The sequence below is a fragment of the Umezawaea sp. genome (assembly GCF_036375055.1).
GTDB lineage: Bacteria > Actinomycetota > Actinomycetes > Mycobacteriales > Pseudonocardiaceae > Umezawaea.
In genome coordinates, this window is the sequence record NZ_DASUSQ010000083.1 from 118,843 (window position 1) to 134,501 (window position 15,659).

Sequence of the window (15,659 nt, forward strand, 5' to 3'; positions counted from 1 at the left end):
CGTGGCGACCGCGAGGTTCCCGTCCGGTGCGGCGTACGTGGAGGCGTTGCAGAACACGGCGCTGTGCTTCGACGACCCCGAGCTGAAGGGCGCCCGCGTCGAGCTGGACAAGCTGCACCGCCCGAGGGCCATCTCGGGCAACTTCGCCAGCGTGTTCTCGGTGACGGCCGCGAACGGGCGCCGCTACGCGATCAAGTGCTTCACCAGGGAGGTCTCCGACCAGGAGGTTCGCTACCGCGCGGTCAGCGACCACCTGGCCCGGCTCGACCACCGCTGGAAGGTGGGGTTCACCTACCTGCCGCACGGGATCATGGTGGAGGGCCGCCGCTACCCGATCCTCAAGATGGACTGGGTGGAGGCCACGAGCCTCACCCGGTGGCTCGACGAGCACGTCGACGACTCGCCCGCCGTCGCCAGGGTGGCGCAGCGGTTCGCCGAGCTGGTGGCGGAGCTGGAGCACGCGGGCATCGCGCACGGCGACCTCCAGCACGGCAACCTGCTCGTCGTCGGGGACGGCTCGCTGCGGCTGGTCGACTACGACGGGATGTACGTCCCCGCGCTGGCGGGGGCCGGTGCCACCGAGGTGGGGCACCGGAACTACCAGTCGCCGTCGCGGTCGCAGGCGGACTTCGACCCGACGATGGACCGGTTCTCCGCGTGGGTGATCTACCTGTCGCTGGTGGCGCTCGCGGCGGAACCCGCGCTGTGGCACCAGCTCCGCGAGGAGGGCGGCGAGTACCTGCTGCTCGCCGAGGACGACTTCACCGAACCCACGACGTCCAGCAGGTTCTCCATCCTGCTCAACCACGTCTCCCCGGACGTGCGGCTGCTGGTGGAGCAGGTGCAGGCGCTCGTGGCGATCCCGCCGACGCTGCTGCCGGAGCTGAAGCCCATCACGGTCGAGACGCCCAGGACCCGGCACTCGTTCAACCAGCCCACCATCGCGGGTCTGCCCGCGTGGATGGCCGACCACGTCGCGGACGTGGAACCGGTGGTGGAGCGGCGCTTCGCCGGCCGCGGGCCCGGTCTGGTCGGCGCGACCGTGCTGCTGGCGGCCGTTCTGGTCGGGGTGGTGGTGCTGGGCGCGCTCGCGCTGGTCGGTCCGGCCGTCGCGGGCGGGCTCGCGGTGTTCGGCGGTGTGCTGTGGTGCGCGGACCTGGCCGTGCTGTACCTGCGCCGGGCGGAGGCCAAGGCCGCGCGGGAGGCGCGGACCCACCGCGACAGGACCCGGCAGGACCAGGTCTCGGCCAACCAGGCGCTGGCGGGCGCCACCAAGCGCGCGGAGCAGCTCGACGACGCGGCGAAGCGGATCACCGAGGACGGCCGCAAGCGCAGGCAGACCATCCAGGCCACGCACGGCAGCGAACTGGCGGTCGTCAACCAGGAGCACTCGCGGTACCTGGCGATGCTCGCGACGGAGCGCACCGGCACCGCGAACCAGCTCCGCCAGGAACTGGCCCAGGCGCTGCTGGCGGCGCAGGCCGAGCACGTCCGGTCCAAGCTGGAGAGGATCCTGATCGCGGAGAGCGGGATCGACGGCATCGGGGGGAAGCTCGTCGGCAACCTGCGCGAGGCGGGCATCGTGACGGCGGCCGACTTCTCCGGCGTCGGGTTCATGGTCAACGGGCAGTTCCAGAACAAGATCGCGCAGTTCCACCTGACGTCCGGCTACTCCGTGCGGGTGCCGGGGATCGGTGAGGTGAAGGCGAACCGGTTGGAGGAGTGGCGTCGGGAGCAGGAGCGCCACGCCCGGCGGTCGCAGCCGATCACGTTGCCCGAGGGGCAGATGAAGGTGATCGAGGCTCGGTTCCGGGCTCAGCTGTTGCAGTTGGGGACGGCTGAGCAGCAGGCGCAGGCGACCATCCAGGCCAAGAAGACGTTGCTGAACCAGCGGCTCAGTCATGACCTGGCGGCGTTGGACCTGGAGCAGCGGGCTCTGGTGGCGCAGGCTTCCCAGGAGCGGAGCAGGCACGCTCCGGTGTTGATCAAGGCTCAGTCGGATGCCGAGCGGGCTGGGCGGCGGTACGAGGCCGCTGTGCGGGATGCGCAGGGGTTTCGGCGGATCACGTATCCGCGGTTCCTGGTCTTTGCTGTCGGGGGGCGGTGAGGGGCGGTCCCAGGGGCTGACCCCGCCGCGCGAGTGTGTCCATGCCCGCCACCCCTTGTCAAGGCGGGAAAGATGCCTTGACAAGGGGTGGCGGGCATGACGAGCGCTGGAAGTCGGGGTCCGGTTGGGGGGTGGGGTTTGGAAGGGCTGTGGGCTCGGGTGCCGTTGTGGTTCCGGTGAGGCCGGGGGCCCGGTTTGTCCCGGTTCCGTTGGGGCCGGGTTGGGGCCGGGCCCGGTTGGTGCCGGTGCCGTTGTGGTTCTGGTGAGGCCGGAGGCCCCGTAGGTGCCGGTCCCGGTGAGGGCGAGGGCTCCGTTTGCGCCGGTGCCATTGGGGCTGGGTGGGCCGGGGCGCGGCTTGTGCGGTGGTGTTGGTCCCGGTGTTGGTCCGGAGGTCAGGTCCTCGGGGCCGGCTGGATGATGCCGAAGATGTTGCCCTCGGTGTCCTTGTAGTACGCGAGTTTGCCCACGCCCGGCACCGTGTCCTTCGGCAGCGCCACTGTGCCGCCCGCGCGTTCTGCCGCTGCCGTGTAGGCGTCGATGTCGTCCACCGCGATCGTCAGCGGTGAGGCGTTGACCGGGGCGTCCGGGGCCGGGTCCGGGCCTCGGCGGACTGTGAGGCCGCCGTTGATCCCGTCGCCCTCGTCGCCGGTGGTGATGGTCCAGTAGTCCATGTCGCCGTACTTCTGGAACTTCCACCCGAACGTCGATTCGTAGAACGCCTGGGCGCGCGCTGGGTCCGAGGCGTGGATCTCGAAGTGCACTGGGCGAGGCATGGGTCGGACGGTACGCCCGAAAATGGCGGCTATCCAGGACTGTGGGTGTCACCAATTCGGCTTAACGTCGGAGCCATGGCATTCGACATCCAGGTGGCGTTCGACGCGCACGACCCCGCCAAGCTCGCCGAGTTCTGGGCGCTGGCCACGGGCTACGTTCCCCAGCCGCCTCCTCCTGGCTTCACGACCTGGGAGGACTTCGGGCGGAAGATCAACCTGCCCGAGGAGCGGTGGAACGACCAGACGGCCTTGATCGACCCGGAGGGGAAGGGCCCCCGGATCTACATCCAGCGGGTTCCCGAGGGCAAGACGGCGAAGAACCGGGTGCACCTCGACGTCAACCCCGGACCGGACAAGGCGGCTCACGTGGCGAAGCTCGTCGACGCCGGGGCCAGGGTCGTCGCGGAGGTGGACGAGCCGACCGGCCGGTGCACGGTTCTCCAGGATCCCGAGGGGAACGAGTTCTGCGTGCACTAGGCCGGTCGGCTCGGTGTACTAGCTGGTGACGTCCTTCGTGGTGAACCGGCGGGCGGCCAGCAGCGTGAACAGCCCGCCGTACACCAGCGCCGAGAACGCGCCCTTGGTCATCTCGGTCCAGTCGATGTCCGTCGACAGCAGGTCCGCCCACGACAGCGCGTAGTGCGTCGGCAGGTACTGCCGCAGGTCGCCGAGCGCGGTGATCTGGTCGAGGATCTGCGACAGGATCGACGCCAGCACCGCGCCGCCGACGGCGCCGAGCGGCGCGTCGGTGGCGACGGACAGGAACAGCGCCAGGCCCGCGACCCAGAACAGGTGCAGCGCGATGTAGCCGACCGCCAGCACCAGGGCGGTGACGCCGTCGCCGAACGACGCGGCCTCACCGGTGGGGCTGACCAGTTCGCCCGAGCCGTACCAGACGACGCCGACGGCGAGCGCGACGGCGGGCAGCAGGATCAGGGCGAACAGCGACAGCAGGCCCGACGAGATGGCCTTGCGGCGCAGCAGCCGGTGTCGCGGGATCGGCGCGGCCAGCAGGTACTTCAGGCTGGACCACGACGCCTCGCTGGCGATCGTGTCGCCGAAGAACAGCGCCACGACCATCGGCAGCAGGAAGCTGCTCGTCACGAACAGCGTCAGCAGCACGAAGTTCACGCCGCTGGCCGTGGCGAGGTCGACGAACCCGCCGGAGCGGCGGTTCGGCGACGCCTCGCCCAGCTCGAACGAGACCACGAGGATCACCGGCAGCAGCACCAGGAACGCCAGCACGAGCTGGGTCCGGCGCCGCCGCAGCTGGCGGATCAGCTCCACCCGCAGCGGCAGCGTCTTGCGGGCCCGGTAGCCGACGGTCGAGCCGTCCGGCGCGACCGCGTTCACCTCGCTCGCGACGGCCGTGGTCAGGTCGTCGATCGCGGCGGAGTCGGTGTGCACGCCGCTCGCGCCGAGTTCTTGCTCGCTCACGCCGAACTCCCCTCTCCGACGAGTTCCAGGAACGCGTCCTCCAGCCTGCGGCGCGGGCCCACCTGGTCGACCATGATCCCGGCCTTGACCAGTTCGCCCAGCGCGACCGCGCGGGGCGTGCCGTTGAGGCCCGCGTGCACGAGGTCACCGTCGACGTGCACGTCGTGCACGCCGTCGAGACCCCGCAGCACGGTCGCGGCCTGCACCGGCTCGTCGACCTTGAACGTGGCCTCGCCACCGCCCTGCGCGATGTCCTCGACCAGTCCGGCGGCCACGAGCTGGCCCTTGTGCATCACCACGACGTGCGAGCAGGTCTGCTCGACCTCGGCCAGCAGGTGGCTGGAGACCAGCACCGTCCGGCCCGCCGCCGCGTAGCGGCGCAGCACGTCGCGCATCTGGTGGATCTGGGGCGGGTCGAGACCGTTGGTCGGCTCGTCCAGCACGAGCAGGTCCGGCAGGCCGAGCATCGCCTGGGCGATGGCCAGCCGCTGCCGCATGCCCTGGCTGTACGTGCGGACCTTGCGGTTCACGGCGTTGCCGAGGCCCGCGATCTCCAGGGCCTCCTCGAAGTGCGCCTGCTCGACCGGTCGGCCGGTGGCCGCCCAGTACAGGTGCAGGTTCGCGGTGCCGGACAGGTGCGGCAGGAAGCCCGCGCCCTCGACGAACGACCCGATGCGCGACAGCACGGGCGCGCCGGGGGTCACCTTGTGGCCGAACACCCTGATGCCGCCCTCGGTCGGGTGGATCAGGCCCATCAGCATCCGCAGCGTGGTGGTCTTGCCCGCGCCGTTCGGCCCGAGCAGGCCCAGCACCTGGCCGTGCTCGACCCGGAAGGACAGGTCCTTCACGGCGGTGAGCTTGCCGGGGTAGGACTTGGTCAGGTTCTCGATGACCAGCGGCACGGTGAGCAGGTCGGGGTCGACGTCCGCGGCGAGCCTGCGCCGGAACGCGGCCACGACGCCGACCGCGACGAACGCCAGCAGCACGATGCCGATGCCCCACAGGGCGGTGGTCGACGTCGCCGCCACCACGTTGGCCCCCGGCACCACCGGAAGCTGGATGTTGTTGTCCGCCAACGAGATCCGGTACGCGGCGGGCGTCTCGCTGTTCGCGTACGACTGGTCCGTGGTCGCCACGACCAGCTGCACGCGGTGGTTGCTCTCGACCGGCCGCACGAAGCCCGCGAGCGACACCGACACCTCGACGGGGCTGCCGTCGGCGGGCAGCGACGCGATCCGGACCGGTGCCACGGCCGCGCCGGGCAGCGTCCGGTTGCCGTTCGCGTCGGCGTCGTAGAACTTCACGAACAGGACGGCGCCCTCGGGGGGCACCGGCTGGCCGGGCACTCCCGCGACCTTCAGCTTCACCGTGGGGGAGCCCGCGACCAGCACCTGCGAGGTGAGCTGCTCGGAGCTGAACACGGCCGCCTGGCCCGGCAGGTCGATCGACAGCCTGCTCGACAGCGAGTTCGAGCCGCTGAGCACCGCGCCGAAGCCCGGCAGGCTGCTCACCGCGGCCGGGTTGCCGCCCGCGGGGTTGACCACGACCTGCTCGCGGCCCTCCAGGGGCAGCGCGGTCCGCTGGGTCTCGCCGCCACCGGTGAGACCGGGGTAGCCGTCGGTGGTCACCGTCCGCAGCGACGAGGTGCCGTTGGTGCGGAACGCGCCCTGCACCGCGTACTCGAAGCCGGTGCCGGGGTCGGTGCCCTTGCCCTGGAGGTGGAACGCCATCCAGTCGGCGATCTGGCCGCGCAGCGACGCGCCGGGGCTGCCGCCGTCGTGGCCGCCCGCGTACCAGACGACCTTGACCTTGCCGCCCGCCGCGCTGATCTGGCGCGCGTTCGCGTCGGCCTGGTCGAGGCCGAACAGGGTGTCCTGCTCGCCCTGCACGATCAGGGTCGGCTGCGTGATGTTCCCCGTGACGGACACGGGGGAGACGTCGCGCAGCAGCTTCAGCGTGGTGGGGCTCGCCTTGCCCGTGGTGGCGACCTCCGTGTAGGCGGCGCACACCTCGGGGGTGAAGCGGCCGCACGCGTCCGGGGCCTGCGGGGTGGCCGAGCCGGGCTGGCGGCCCTGCGCGGCCACGGAGCCCGCCGCCGAGGCGGCGTTGCCGACAGGGTCGTCGTCCTCCTGGCCGGGCTCGGGAGCCTCGCGACCGGGGTTGGTGCCGTCGGCGCCGGACAGGCCCGCGGAGAAGAAGATGCCCGCCCACGACCGCTTGAACACGCCGTCGTCACCGAAGGAACCGGCGGCGGGTGTCGTCCCGGAGGGCGTCTGCGCGGCGCCGGAGTTCGGCAGCAGGGCCTGCGACAGGTCGTTGTAGGTGATGACCGGCGCGAGCGTGTCCACGCGCTCGTCGACACCGGCGAGCATCAGCGACAGCGAGCCGCCGTAGGAGCCGCCGGTCACGCCGACCTTGGGGTCGCCGGGGCCGTCGGTCTGCACCTCCTCGCGGGTGGCCAGCCAGTCGAGCAGCTTCTGGGCGTCCTTGACCTCGTAGTCGAGGGAGTTGAGCGCGATCTTGCCTTGGCTGCGGCCGAAGCCGCGCGCGGAGTAGGCCAGTACGACGAACCCGCGCTGGGCCAGTTCGGTGGCCTGGGCGGACACGCTGGCCTTGCTGCCGCCGAAACCGTGCGGGAGCAGGACGGCGGGCGCGGGCGTCTGGGCGGGCAGGTACAGCGTGGTGTCGATCTGGATCGTCTGGGAGCTACCCGGACTTTCCGGAACGTCGATCACCGCGTCACGGGTGCTCACCGGCGGAGGGGCGTCTTCCGATCGCGTCCAGAACACGGTGCCGCCGATGAGGACGAGCACCAGGATCGCGATGGGGAGAGACCACCTGCCGCGGAGGCGGGAGAGGTGGGACACGTTGTTGACCTTATTGGAGGTTTGCTGAGAACGGGCTGAAGGTGTGGGGCGGGTGTCTCAGCATCCCCCGTCATTTCGGCTGGTGGAAGAAGCAGGTCGTCGTTCGGGTGAAATCGGGCGCAACGGGTGCGTCTGGTCACCCCGGGTGGCGCGGGGTGCCCCTGGTGGGACACACTTCAGGACGAGCGTGGAGGGGAGTACTCCCAACGCAGCGGTGTCGTCAGCACGGTGCTCGACCTGAAGAGCACCCGGTGCCGTTGGCCGGGCAGCACGAACGCCTGGTGGAGGAGACCTCCGGGCATTGGCGTGCGCCTGTCCGGAGGTTTGGAATAATGGTAGTTCCCGCGTGGCTGTGGATCGCCACGATCGCCGGTCTCCTCGTCCTCCTGGCGGTTGACCTCGTGATCGTCGACCGCAAACCGCACGAGGTCACCATCGGCGAAGCGGGTCGCTGGGTGGCGTTCTACGTCGCCGTGGCCATCGCCTTCGGAGCCGGGCTCTGGATCTTCGCGGGAAGTCAGCCCGCCACGGAGTTCTTCGCCGGGTACATCACCGAGTACTCGCTGAGCGTCGACAACCTCTTCATCTTCCTGATCATCATGACCACGTTCAAGGTGCCGTCGATCCACCAGCACCGGGTCCTGCTGATCGGCATCCTGATGGCCCTGGTGATGCGCGGCATCTTCATCGCGGTCGGCGCGGCGGTCATCGCGCAGTTCAGCTGGGTCTTCTACATCTTCGGCGCGTTCCTCATCTACACCGCCTACAACCTGGCGAGGACGAACCACGACGAGGAGGAGGAGGACTTCAAGGAGAACACCGCGCTGCGCCTGGTGCGGAAGGTCTTCCCGGTCACCGACGAGTACCACGAGTCCAAGTCGTTCATCCGCATCGACGGCAAGCGCTTCGTGACCCCGATGTTCATCGTGATCGTCGCGATCGGCACCACCGACCTGCTGTTCGCCCTCGACTCGATCCCGGCGATCTTCGGCCTCACCAAGGAGCCGTTCCTCGTCTTCGCCGCCAACGCCTTCGCCCTGATGGGCCTGCGGCAGCTGTACTTCCTGCTCGGCGGCCTGCTCAGCAAGCTCGTGTACCTGTCGGTCGGCCTGTCGGTCATCCTCGGGTTCATCGGCGTGAAGCTGATCCTGGAAGCCCTGCACACCAACACGTTCTCGTTCATCAACGACGGCGAGGGCCTGCCGGTGCCGACGATCGGCATCGAACTCTCGCTCGGCGTGATCGTCGGAGTGCTGGCCATCACCACGATCGCCAGCCTCATCAAGGTGAAGCGCCACCCCGAGGCCGCGAAGCACGTGGGCTCCTCGCTCTGACGCCCCGAGGAGCCGTGGGTGTTCAGGGGATCCCCGGAACACCCACGGTTCCCCGCTTCACACGACCCGCGCGCCGTCCATCCACACGCCGCTGACGGCCCGGCGGAACTCCGCGCCGCTGCGGGCGGCCAGCTCCTCCGCGTCACCGCGCACCAGCACCACGTCCGCCCTCTTGCCGGGTTCCAGCGTGCCCAGCTCACCGTCCACACCGAGCAGTCGCGCGGCGGACCGGGTCGCGGCGTGCAGCGCCTGCGCCGGGGTGAGTCCACACGCGACCATCAGCGGCAGCTCCTCCAGGTTGTCGCCGTGCGGGCCGACGCCGGAGTCCGAGCCCATCGCGATCTTCACGCCCGCCTCGACGGCCATCCGCATCGACTCGTCGTGCCGCGCGGCCACGCTGATCGCCTTGTCGCGGATCTGGTCGGACACCGCCATCCCGTCGGCGATCTGCTTGAGCACCGCCCGCGGCGCGGTCAGCGTCGGCACCAGCCACGTGCCGTGCTCCAGCATCAGCTCGACCGCCTCCTGGTCGAGGAACACGCCGTGCTCGACCGAGCGGACGCCGTTGCGCGCGGCGACCTTGATGCCGTCGGTGGCCTGGGCGTGCGACATGACGAAGATGCCCGCCGCGGCCGCCTCGGCGACGACCATCGCGACCTCCTCGTCGCGGAACTGGCCGAGCCGCGGGTTCGAGCGCGGGGACAGCACACCGCCGCTGGTCGCGATCTTGATGACGTCGGCGCCCGCGCGCACGAGTTCGCGGACGATCCGCCGCAGCTCCTCCGGGCCGTCGCCGACGCCGTGCGGCGCGCCGGGGTGCGTCACCGAGCCGTGGACGCCGCACGGCATCCAGTCGTCACCGTGCCCGCCGGTCTGCGAGACCATGCTGATGGCGATCTGCATCCTCGGTCCGGCGACCAGGCCGGTGCGCACGGCGGTCGCCACACCCAGGTCGGAGCCCAGCGCGTCGCGCACGGACGTGATGCCGCACTCCAGCGTCGCGCGCATGTTGCCGATGGCCTGGTAGAACGGCAGCGAGAACGGGGTGTTCAGCGCCTTGACCGTGTCGATGTCGCTGAACATGAAGTGCGTGTGGCAGTCGAAGAGACCGGGCAGGACGGTGTGGCCGGTCGCGTCCACGACCTCGTCGCCGTCCAGTCCCGTGCCGACCTCCACGACCCGGTCGCCCTCGACCACCACGTCACCGGGCTGCGCGGACGCGCCGGAGCCGTCGAACACCTTGCCACCTGCGAACACGATCCGAGTCATGGCACCGCAATCCTGTGTGATCGTCAATAAATCTCGTGAGCCTTGCTAAGAATAGTGGGGTAACGTGCTCCATCGTGCGCCCCGATGACCTGAAACTGCTGTCCGTGCCCGGCCCGCTCGCGCTGCACGGCGACCTGCTCCTGGTCACCGTGACGAGCCCTGACCTGGCCGCGAACGCCTACCGGGGCGGCCTGCACCGCGTCCCGCTCGACGGCGGCGACCCCGTGCGCTGGACGTGGGGGGACCGCGACTTCGCCCCCCGCGTGTCGCCGGACGGCCGCTGGGTGGCGTTCCTCCGCAGCTCCGGCACCGGCAAGGCCGCCGCGCCCCAGGTGCACGTGCTGCCCACCGAGGGCGGCGAACCGCGCCGCGTCACCGACCTGCCGCTGGGCGCGGGCGTGCCCGTGTGGGCCCCGGACTCGCGGCGGATCGCGTTCACCGCGCGCATCCCCGAAGCCGGCCGCTACGGCACGTCCGCCGTCGAGGGCGAGGACGCCCCGACCCCGGACGCCGAGGCGCCGCGCCGCATCACCCGGCTCGACTACCGCGTCGACGACGTCGGCTTCCTCGGCGACCGCGAGCTGAGGCTGCACGTCCTGGACGCCCTCGACCCCGAGGCGGAGCCGGTCGAGCTGACCGACGGCGCGTTCGCCGTCGCCGAGCCCGCGTGGACCCCGGACGGCACCCGCCTCGTGTTCGTCGCCGACCGCGACTTCGGCACGCCGGAGTCGCTGCACAGCGACCTGTTCTCCGTGGCGGCCGACGGCGGCGAGCCCGAACTGCTGGTCCGCACCGAGGGCAGCGCCGCGCTCCCCGCCTACGGCCCGGACGGCACCCTCTACTTCTACGGCGGCGAGTTCACCGGCATCCACTCCGTCGCGCGCAACGCGGGCCTCTGGGCGGTCACCGGGTCGGGCCCTCGCAGGCTCACCGACGTCGAGACCGTCGACTGCGAGCGCGCGGCGGGCGCCCCCGTCCCCACCGAGTCCGGTGTCGTCGTCGCCGTCCGCAACCGCGGTGCCGTCGAACTGCGCCGCGTGCCGCTGGACGCGTCCGGTGCCGTGCTCGCCGACCTGGAGGTGCTCGCCGGACAGGGCGGCGAGGTCAAGGCGTTCAGCGTCCACGGCGACTCCATCGCCGCCGTCGTGTCCACTTCGGACAACCCCGGTGAGGTCGAGCTCGTCGGCACCGGCGTGCTCACCGACTTCGCCGCCCCGGTGCGCGCGACCGGCGTGCGCCGCTCGGTCGAGCTGACCGGCACCGCCTCCGACGGCCACCCGGCGCACGGCTTCCTCGTCCTCCCCGACGGCGAAGGACCGCACCCGGTCCTGCTCGCCGTCCACGGCGGCCCGTTCATGTACCACGGCCAGGGCTTCTTCGACGAGGCGCAGGTCTACGCGAGCGCGGGCTACGCGGTCGTCCTGCCGAACCCGCGCGGCTCCGCGGGCTACGGCCAGGAGCACGGGCAGGCCGTCGTCGGCGCGTTCGGCACGGTCGACGTGGACGACGTCCTCGCCGTCCTCGACGCCGCGCTGGAACGCCCCGAACTAGACGCCGACCGGGTGGGCGTCATGGGTGGCTCCTACGGCGGCTTCATGACCAGTTGGCTGGCCGCGCACCACGGCGAGCGCTTCCGCGCCGCGTGGAGCGAGCGCGCGGTCAACGCGTGGGACTCCTTCGGCGGCTCGTCGGACATCGGCTGGTTCTTCGCCGACGCCTACTGCGGCGCCGACCCGGCGACGCAGCACGCGATGAGCCCGCTGACCTACGCCGAGAAGATCACCATGCCGTTCGCGGTGGTCCACTCGGAGCACGACTGGCGCTGTCCGCTGGAGCAGGCGCAGCGCATGTTCGTGGCCCTGCGCCGCAACGGCGTCGACGCGGAAATGCTGATCTTCCCCGGTGAGGGCCACGAGCTGACCCGCTCCGGCAAGCCGAGGCACCGCCGTCAGCGCTTCGACGCGGTGCTGGAGTGGTGGTCCAGGCACCTGGGGTGAGCGGTCCACCCGGACGTGCGACTTTCGGGGGTTTCCGTCCTGAGCGGTGGGCGGGATATCTCAATGTCTAGCGGTGGCGGCGTTCGTGCGGCACGCTGCCTCCATGCAGTGGACCGTCCGGACGGCGCGCCCGGAGGACGCCACGGAGATCGCCAGGATCAACGTGGCCGCCTGGCAGCACGCGTACCGGGGCATCGTCGCCGATCCCGTCCTGGACCGGATGCTGCCCGAGAGCAGGTTGCCGGGGTGGACGCGCGTGCTGGCGCTGCCCGAGCCCTCGGCGGTGTTCGTGTCCGTGTCCGACGACGGGGCGATCGGGGCCTACTGCGCCGTGGACGCCGTGCGGGAGGTGGGCGACGCCCACCCCGACCTGCACACCGGGGAGATGACCGCCATCTACGCGGATCCGCGGTTCAAGGGGACCGGGGCCGGGCACGAGGTGCACGAGGCCGCCGTTCGGCACCTGATCGAGCACCGGTTCCGGTACGCGGTGCTGTGGGTGTTCCAGGAGAACGCGCCCAGTCGGGAGTTCTACGAGGCCCACGGGTGGCGGCACGACGGTGTGGTGCACCGGTACGAACTCGGGGACCAGGAACTGCCTGAGGTGAGGTACGCGCGGTTCCTGTCGGCGCCCCGGCGGCGCTCTGCCGCTGCTGTTCGGCGTAGTTGAGCGTGTGGGGTTGGCGGGAACGGGTAACTGCTAGTTCCACCGGATAGGGCAACTGCGAGTCCCGGCTGGGGCGGCCGATGTGACTAGGGGACCCCTCGATTTGACCCTTTGATCGGGCTCAAGGGCAGGTGGTGTCAACCTGCCCGATCTACTGGTGCAAGGGTCAAATCCCCCGAGTAAAATCGGCCTTGCTCTAGGGAAAGCCCTGTGTCGCCTTTGTTGGTTTGAGTGGTTTTACCCAAGTAGCGTGTAGTTGAGTTCTTCGCACACCCTGGCCAGTGGTAGGTCCAGGCCTGGGTGGTCCAGTGGTAGTAGTACGTCCGGTGATGCTGGTAGGCAGGTTGCTCCTGGTGGGTCCCACAGGCAGACCGCTGGGTCGCCGGAGTCCATCGATGATCTGTACCAGAGGCCGTCCAGTTCCGGGTGTGCTGCTCTGATCGCTCTCGCCCAGGCCTGTGTCAGGTGTTTTGGGCCGCTGCTCAATTCTTGTGAGGCGCCTACCCTGGTTGGCCACAGGCCGGTGAGGTCCAGCAGTCGCAGTGTTCTTCTTGGTCTCAGCGATACCAGAAAAGGGCTTCTGGTTCTTCTGTCCACCACCGATGTCGCTTGGAAGACTTCTGCGATGCTCGTTCTCACGGTGAGGCCGAAGTACAGGACTCCGTGTTCTTGCGCTACCGCCGGTGCTCCGTCCGGGGTTGGTGGTTGTGTGTCGAAGCGCGCGTGGGGCAGGGGGCCCGTGTAGCGGAACGTGTTCCACCGTTGGGGGTGTTGTCCCTTTGCGGTGAAGACGCGCACCAAGCGGGTTGCCCGGTGCACCGCCACCACGTCTTCCGTTCGGCGCAGTATTGCCTGAAGCACGGCGGGAGCGGGCGGCTGGGGGAGCCGTGACATGCGGATCCAGGTGGCTAGGGGACGTGGGTCAGACGGGGGTGCCGAGCATTCCCGCCAGGTCTGCCACGCGACGTGGGTCGCCGCCTGCCAGCAGCCATTCGCGCGGAGTGGTCGGGGTGCCGTCCACCAGCAGGTCCTCCTGCGCGGTGGTCATGAAGGCGGCCACGACCAGGGCGGGCTGGTCCTGGGCCACGGTGGCCAGCACCGTCTCCAGGCCGGGGAGCACGCCGGTGCCCGCGAACTGCCACGCGGGGAGGCGCCAGCTGCCCTTGTCCTTCCACCCGACGAGCCTGCCCACGCCCAAGCGGTGGCGGATGCGGCTGGTGTCGACCTGCAACTGGTGGGCCGCCTCGGCGACGGTGAGCGCGGAGTCGCGCAGCACGGCGAGCGCGACGACCGTGCGCGCTCTGGGTTGTGCGTCCGCCGCGGTGAGCGGACCGAGGTCGAGACCCACCTCCGTCAGCACCTCCCGCTGGTCCGGCGTGAAGTAGCTCGCAGGCTCCGGGTGAGGAGGAGCGAGCCGCTTGGCGGCCTCTTCGACCAGGGTGAGGAATTCGGTGGGCGTGACCTGTAGGCCGGCCTTGGCCAGCACCGTCTCCAGCGCAGGACTCATGCGCACAGAGTATCCTGTGCGTGCGCCTTTGTGCGCCCAATCGGGAAGATTGGCCGTCAACTTCCACTGTCCGCGCACAAGTCACCACACTACGTAAACGTGCGAGGTCCGGCACTAGTCGAAGGTCGTGAGTTGGCCCTCATCGCGTGCTGACTACCATCGGGCCCGCGCCGTTCGGGGCGCTCGACGTGCGGGGGTGGTTGTTCGATGGTCGCGGATGCCGGGTACGCGGTCCGGTCGGACAAACCGACGCTCGCGGTCGCCGCCGCGTGGCTGGTGGTGATGGTCGGGACGCTCGTCCACGTGATGACGCGCCCGTTCGACTGGTCGCTCGACCTGCGCGTCTACCGCAACGGCGGGGGAGCGTGGCTCGAAGGCCTGCCGATCTACATCGACCACTTCGGGTCGTCGATGGGCGGCCCCGACCTGCCGTTCACCTACCCGCCCATCGCGGTGGTCCTGTTCAGCCCGCTGGCGGCCGTGCCGCTGCCCGCGGCCATCTTCACCATCGCGCTGCTGAACCTCGTCGCGCTCACCTCGATCTGCCTGATCGCCGCGGTCCGCGTGTGCGGGCGTGGTCCGCTGGCCGTCCGCTACGGTCTCGGCGCCGCCGCCGTCAGCTCGGTCTTCGACCCGGTGCGCGAGACGCTGGCGTTCGGCCAGATCAACCTGCTGCTGGCCGTCCTCGTGCTGCTGGACTGCCTGCTCGCGCGCACCCGCCTCCCGCGCGGCACGCTCATCGGCCTGGCCGCCGCCATCAAGCTGACGCCCGCGGTGTTCGTGCTGTTCTTCATCGCCGCCAAGCAGTGGCGGCCCGCGATCACGGCGTTCGTGTCGTTCCTGCTGTTCGGCGCCATCGGCTTCGCGATCATGCCCACCGACGCCCGCCAGTTCTGGTTCCACGCGCTGCTCGACCCCGGCCGCGTCGGCAGGCTGACCTACACGGCCAACCAGTCGCTGCGCGGGCTCGTGGCCCGGCTGGGCCTCGACGGCACGCCGCAGGTCGCGGTCTGGGTGCTGCTGAGCCTGGTGGTCGTCGTCCTCGCCGTGGTCGCCGCCGCGAAGGCGCGCGCCGCGAACGACGACGTGGCCGCGTTCCTGGTCGTCGCGGTCGCCGGTCTGCTCGTGTCGCCGGTGTCGTGGGGGCACCACTGGATCTGGATCGCCCCGGCGCTCACGCTGTTCGCGCTGCCCGCCCTGCGCCGCGCCAAGGGGTTCTGGTGGTTCGCCGTGCCCGGCGTCCTCATCTTCCTGATCGGCACGCACTGGCTGTTCCCCAACGACAACGACGTCGAGCGGAACTGGGCGTGGTGGCAGCAGGTGATCGGCAACGCCTACGTCTGGTTCGGCCTCGCGGTCGTCGTGGCGCTGGCCGTGGCCCGACGGCCGAAGCCCGCGGTCGTCTGACGCGGTTTTCCCGTTCACGCGGAGGTGCGAGCCGTCCGTGTGTGATGATGACCGGCGATGGCGTCGACCCCGTCCCTCCCCCGTACCAGCGCGGTGCCCCTCGCACCGGGTGCTGCTGTCAGCACGCCTCCCGAGCCGACCGGCATCCCCGTCCGGACGATCCTGCTCGGGGTGCTGGGCGTCTCGCTGATCGCGCTGGGTGGTGCGGGTGCGGGTGCGGTGCTGAAGACGGATCCGCTGCTGACGGACACGTCGTTGAGCTGGGTGCGGTACGGGCACGGTCGTGATCTGGCG

Annotated in this window: 12 protein-coding genes and 1 pseudogene; 7 read left to right on the forward strand and 6 right to left on the reverse strand. The window is 70.5% G+C overall.

Annotation, left to right across the window (positions count from 1 at the left end):
* The first annotated feature begins 1 nt into the window (after position 1).
* Complete coding sequence (locus VFZ92_RS23100; RefSeq protein WP_330878099.1) at positions 2 to 2,107, forward strand: protein kinase domain-containing protein; 2,106 nt, start codon at positions 2 to 4, stop codon at positions 2,105 to 2,107.
* 392 nt (positions 2,108 to 2,499) lie between these two features.
* Here VFZ92_RS23100 and VFZ92_RS23105 read toward each other — a convergent pair whose 3' ends face one another.
* Positions 2,500 to 2,880, reverse strand: a complete 381-nt coding sequence (locus tag VFZ92_RS23105; RefSeq protein WP_330878100.1) for a VOC family protein — start codon at positions 2,878 to 2,880, stop codon at positions 2,500 to 2,502.
* A 75-nt stretch (positions 2,881 to 2,955) separates the two neighbouring features.
* On the opposite strand from VFZ92_RS23105, the gene VFZ92_RS23110 reads away from it, so the two are divergent.
* The gene (locus tag VFZ92_RS23110) at positions 2,956 to 3,357 is read left to right on the forward strand and encodes a VOC family protein (RefSeq protein WP_330878101.1); all 402 of its coding nucleotides are present in this window, start codon (positions 2,956 to 2,958) and stop codon (positions 3,355 to 3,357) included.
* An 18-nt stretch (positions 3,358 to 3,375) separates the two neighbouring features.
* On the opposite strand, the gene VFZ92_RS23115 is transcribed toward VFZ92_RS23110, so the two are convergent.
* On the reverse strand, positions 3,376 to 4,317 hold the full coding sequence (locus VFZ92_RS23115; RefSeq protein ID WP_330878102.1) for an ABC transporter permease: 942 nt from the start codon (positions 4,315 to 4,317) through the stop codon (positions 3,376 to 3,378).
* Positions 4,314 to 7,184 (reverse strand): alpha/beta fold hydrolase, encoded by a 2,871-nt coding sequence (locus tag VFZ92_RS23120; protein WP_330878103.1) that lies wholly within the window; start codon positions 7,182 to 7,184, stop codon positions 4,314 to 4,316. The genes VFZ92_RS23115 and VFZ92_RS23120 overlap by 4 nt, the downstream gene beginning before the upstream one ends.
* Positions 7,185 to 7,516: 332 nt before the next feature.
* On the opposite strand from VFZ92_RS23120, the gene VFZ92_RS23125 reads away from it, so the two are divergent.
* Positions 7,517 to 8,518, forward strand: coding sequence for a TerC family protein (locus tag VFZ92_RS23125; protein ID WP_330878104.1), 1,002 nt, complete (start codon positions 7,517 to 7,519; stop codon positions 8,516 to 8,518).
* A 57-nt stretch (positions 8,519 to 8,575) separates the two neighbouring features.
* Here the strand turns inward: VFZ92_RS23125 and VFZ92_RS23130 are convergent, their stop codons facing one another.
* Positions 8,576 to 9,787, reverse strand: coding sequence for an amidohydrolase family protein (locus tag VFZ92_RS23130; RefSeq protein ID WP_330878105.1), 1,212 nt, complete (start codon positions 9,785 to 9,787; stop codon positions 8,576 to 8,578).
* A gap of 74 nt (positions 9,788 to 9,861) precedes the next feature.
* Between VFZ92_RS23130 and VFZ92_RS23135 the strand changes: the two genes are divergently transcribed.
* Both VFZ92_RS23135 and VFZ92_RS23140 read left to right on the forward strand, forming a co-directional pair.
* Positions 9,862 to 11,784: a S9 family peptidase gene (locus tag VFZ92_RS23135; protein WP_330878106.1), complete on the forward strand. Its 1,923-nt coding sequence runs from the start codon at positions 9,862 to 9,864 to the stop codon at positions 11,782 to 11,784.
* A 103-nt stretch (positions 11,785 to 11,887) separates the two neighbouring features.
* Positions 11,888 to 12,454, forward strand: a complete 567-nt coding sequence (locus tag VFZ92_RS23140; RefSeq protein WP_330878107.1) for a GNAT family N-acetyltransferase — start codon at positions 11,888 to 11,890, stop codon at positions 12,452 to 12,454.
* 234 nt (positions 12,455 to 12,688) lie between these two features.
* Here the strand turns inward: VFZ92_RS23140 and VFZ92_RS23145 are convergent, their stop codons facing one another.
* Together VFZ92_RS23145 and VFZ92_RS23150 are read right to left on the reverse strand one after the other, a co-directional pair.
* Positions 12,689 to 13,345, reverse strand: a complete 657-nt coding sequence (locus VFZ92_RS23145; RefSeq protein WP_330878108.1) for an RES family NAD+ phosphorylase — start codon at positions 13,343 to 13,345, stop codon at positions 12,689 to 12,691.
* A 28-nt stretch (positions 13,346 to 13,373) separates the two neighbouring features.
* Positions 13,374 to 13,958 (reverse strand): DNA-binding protein, encoded by a 585-nt coding sequence (locus VFZ92_RS23150; protein WP_330878109.1) that lies wholly within the window; start codon positions 13,956 to 13,958, stop codon positions 13,374 to 13,376.
* A 207-nt stretch (positions 13,959 to 14,165) separates the two neighbouring features.
* Here VFZ92_RS23150 and VFZ92_RS23155 point away from each other — a divergent pair, with 207 nt between their 5' ends.
* Positions 14,166 to 15,365, forward strand: a complete 1,200-nt coding sequence (locus VFZ92_RS23155; RefSeq protein ID WP_330878110.1) for a glycosyltransferase 87 family protein — start codon at positions 14,166 to 14,168, stop codon at positions 15,363 to 15,365.
* A 57-nt stretch (positions 15,366 to 15,422) separates the two neighbouring features.
* Positions 15,423 to 15,659 (forward strand): annotated as a pseudogene (locus VFZ92_RS23160) (hypothetical protein); the annotation flags it as partial.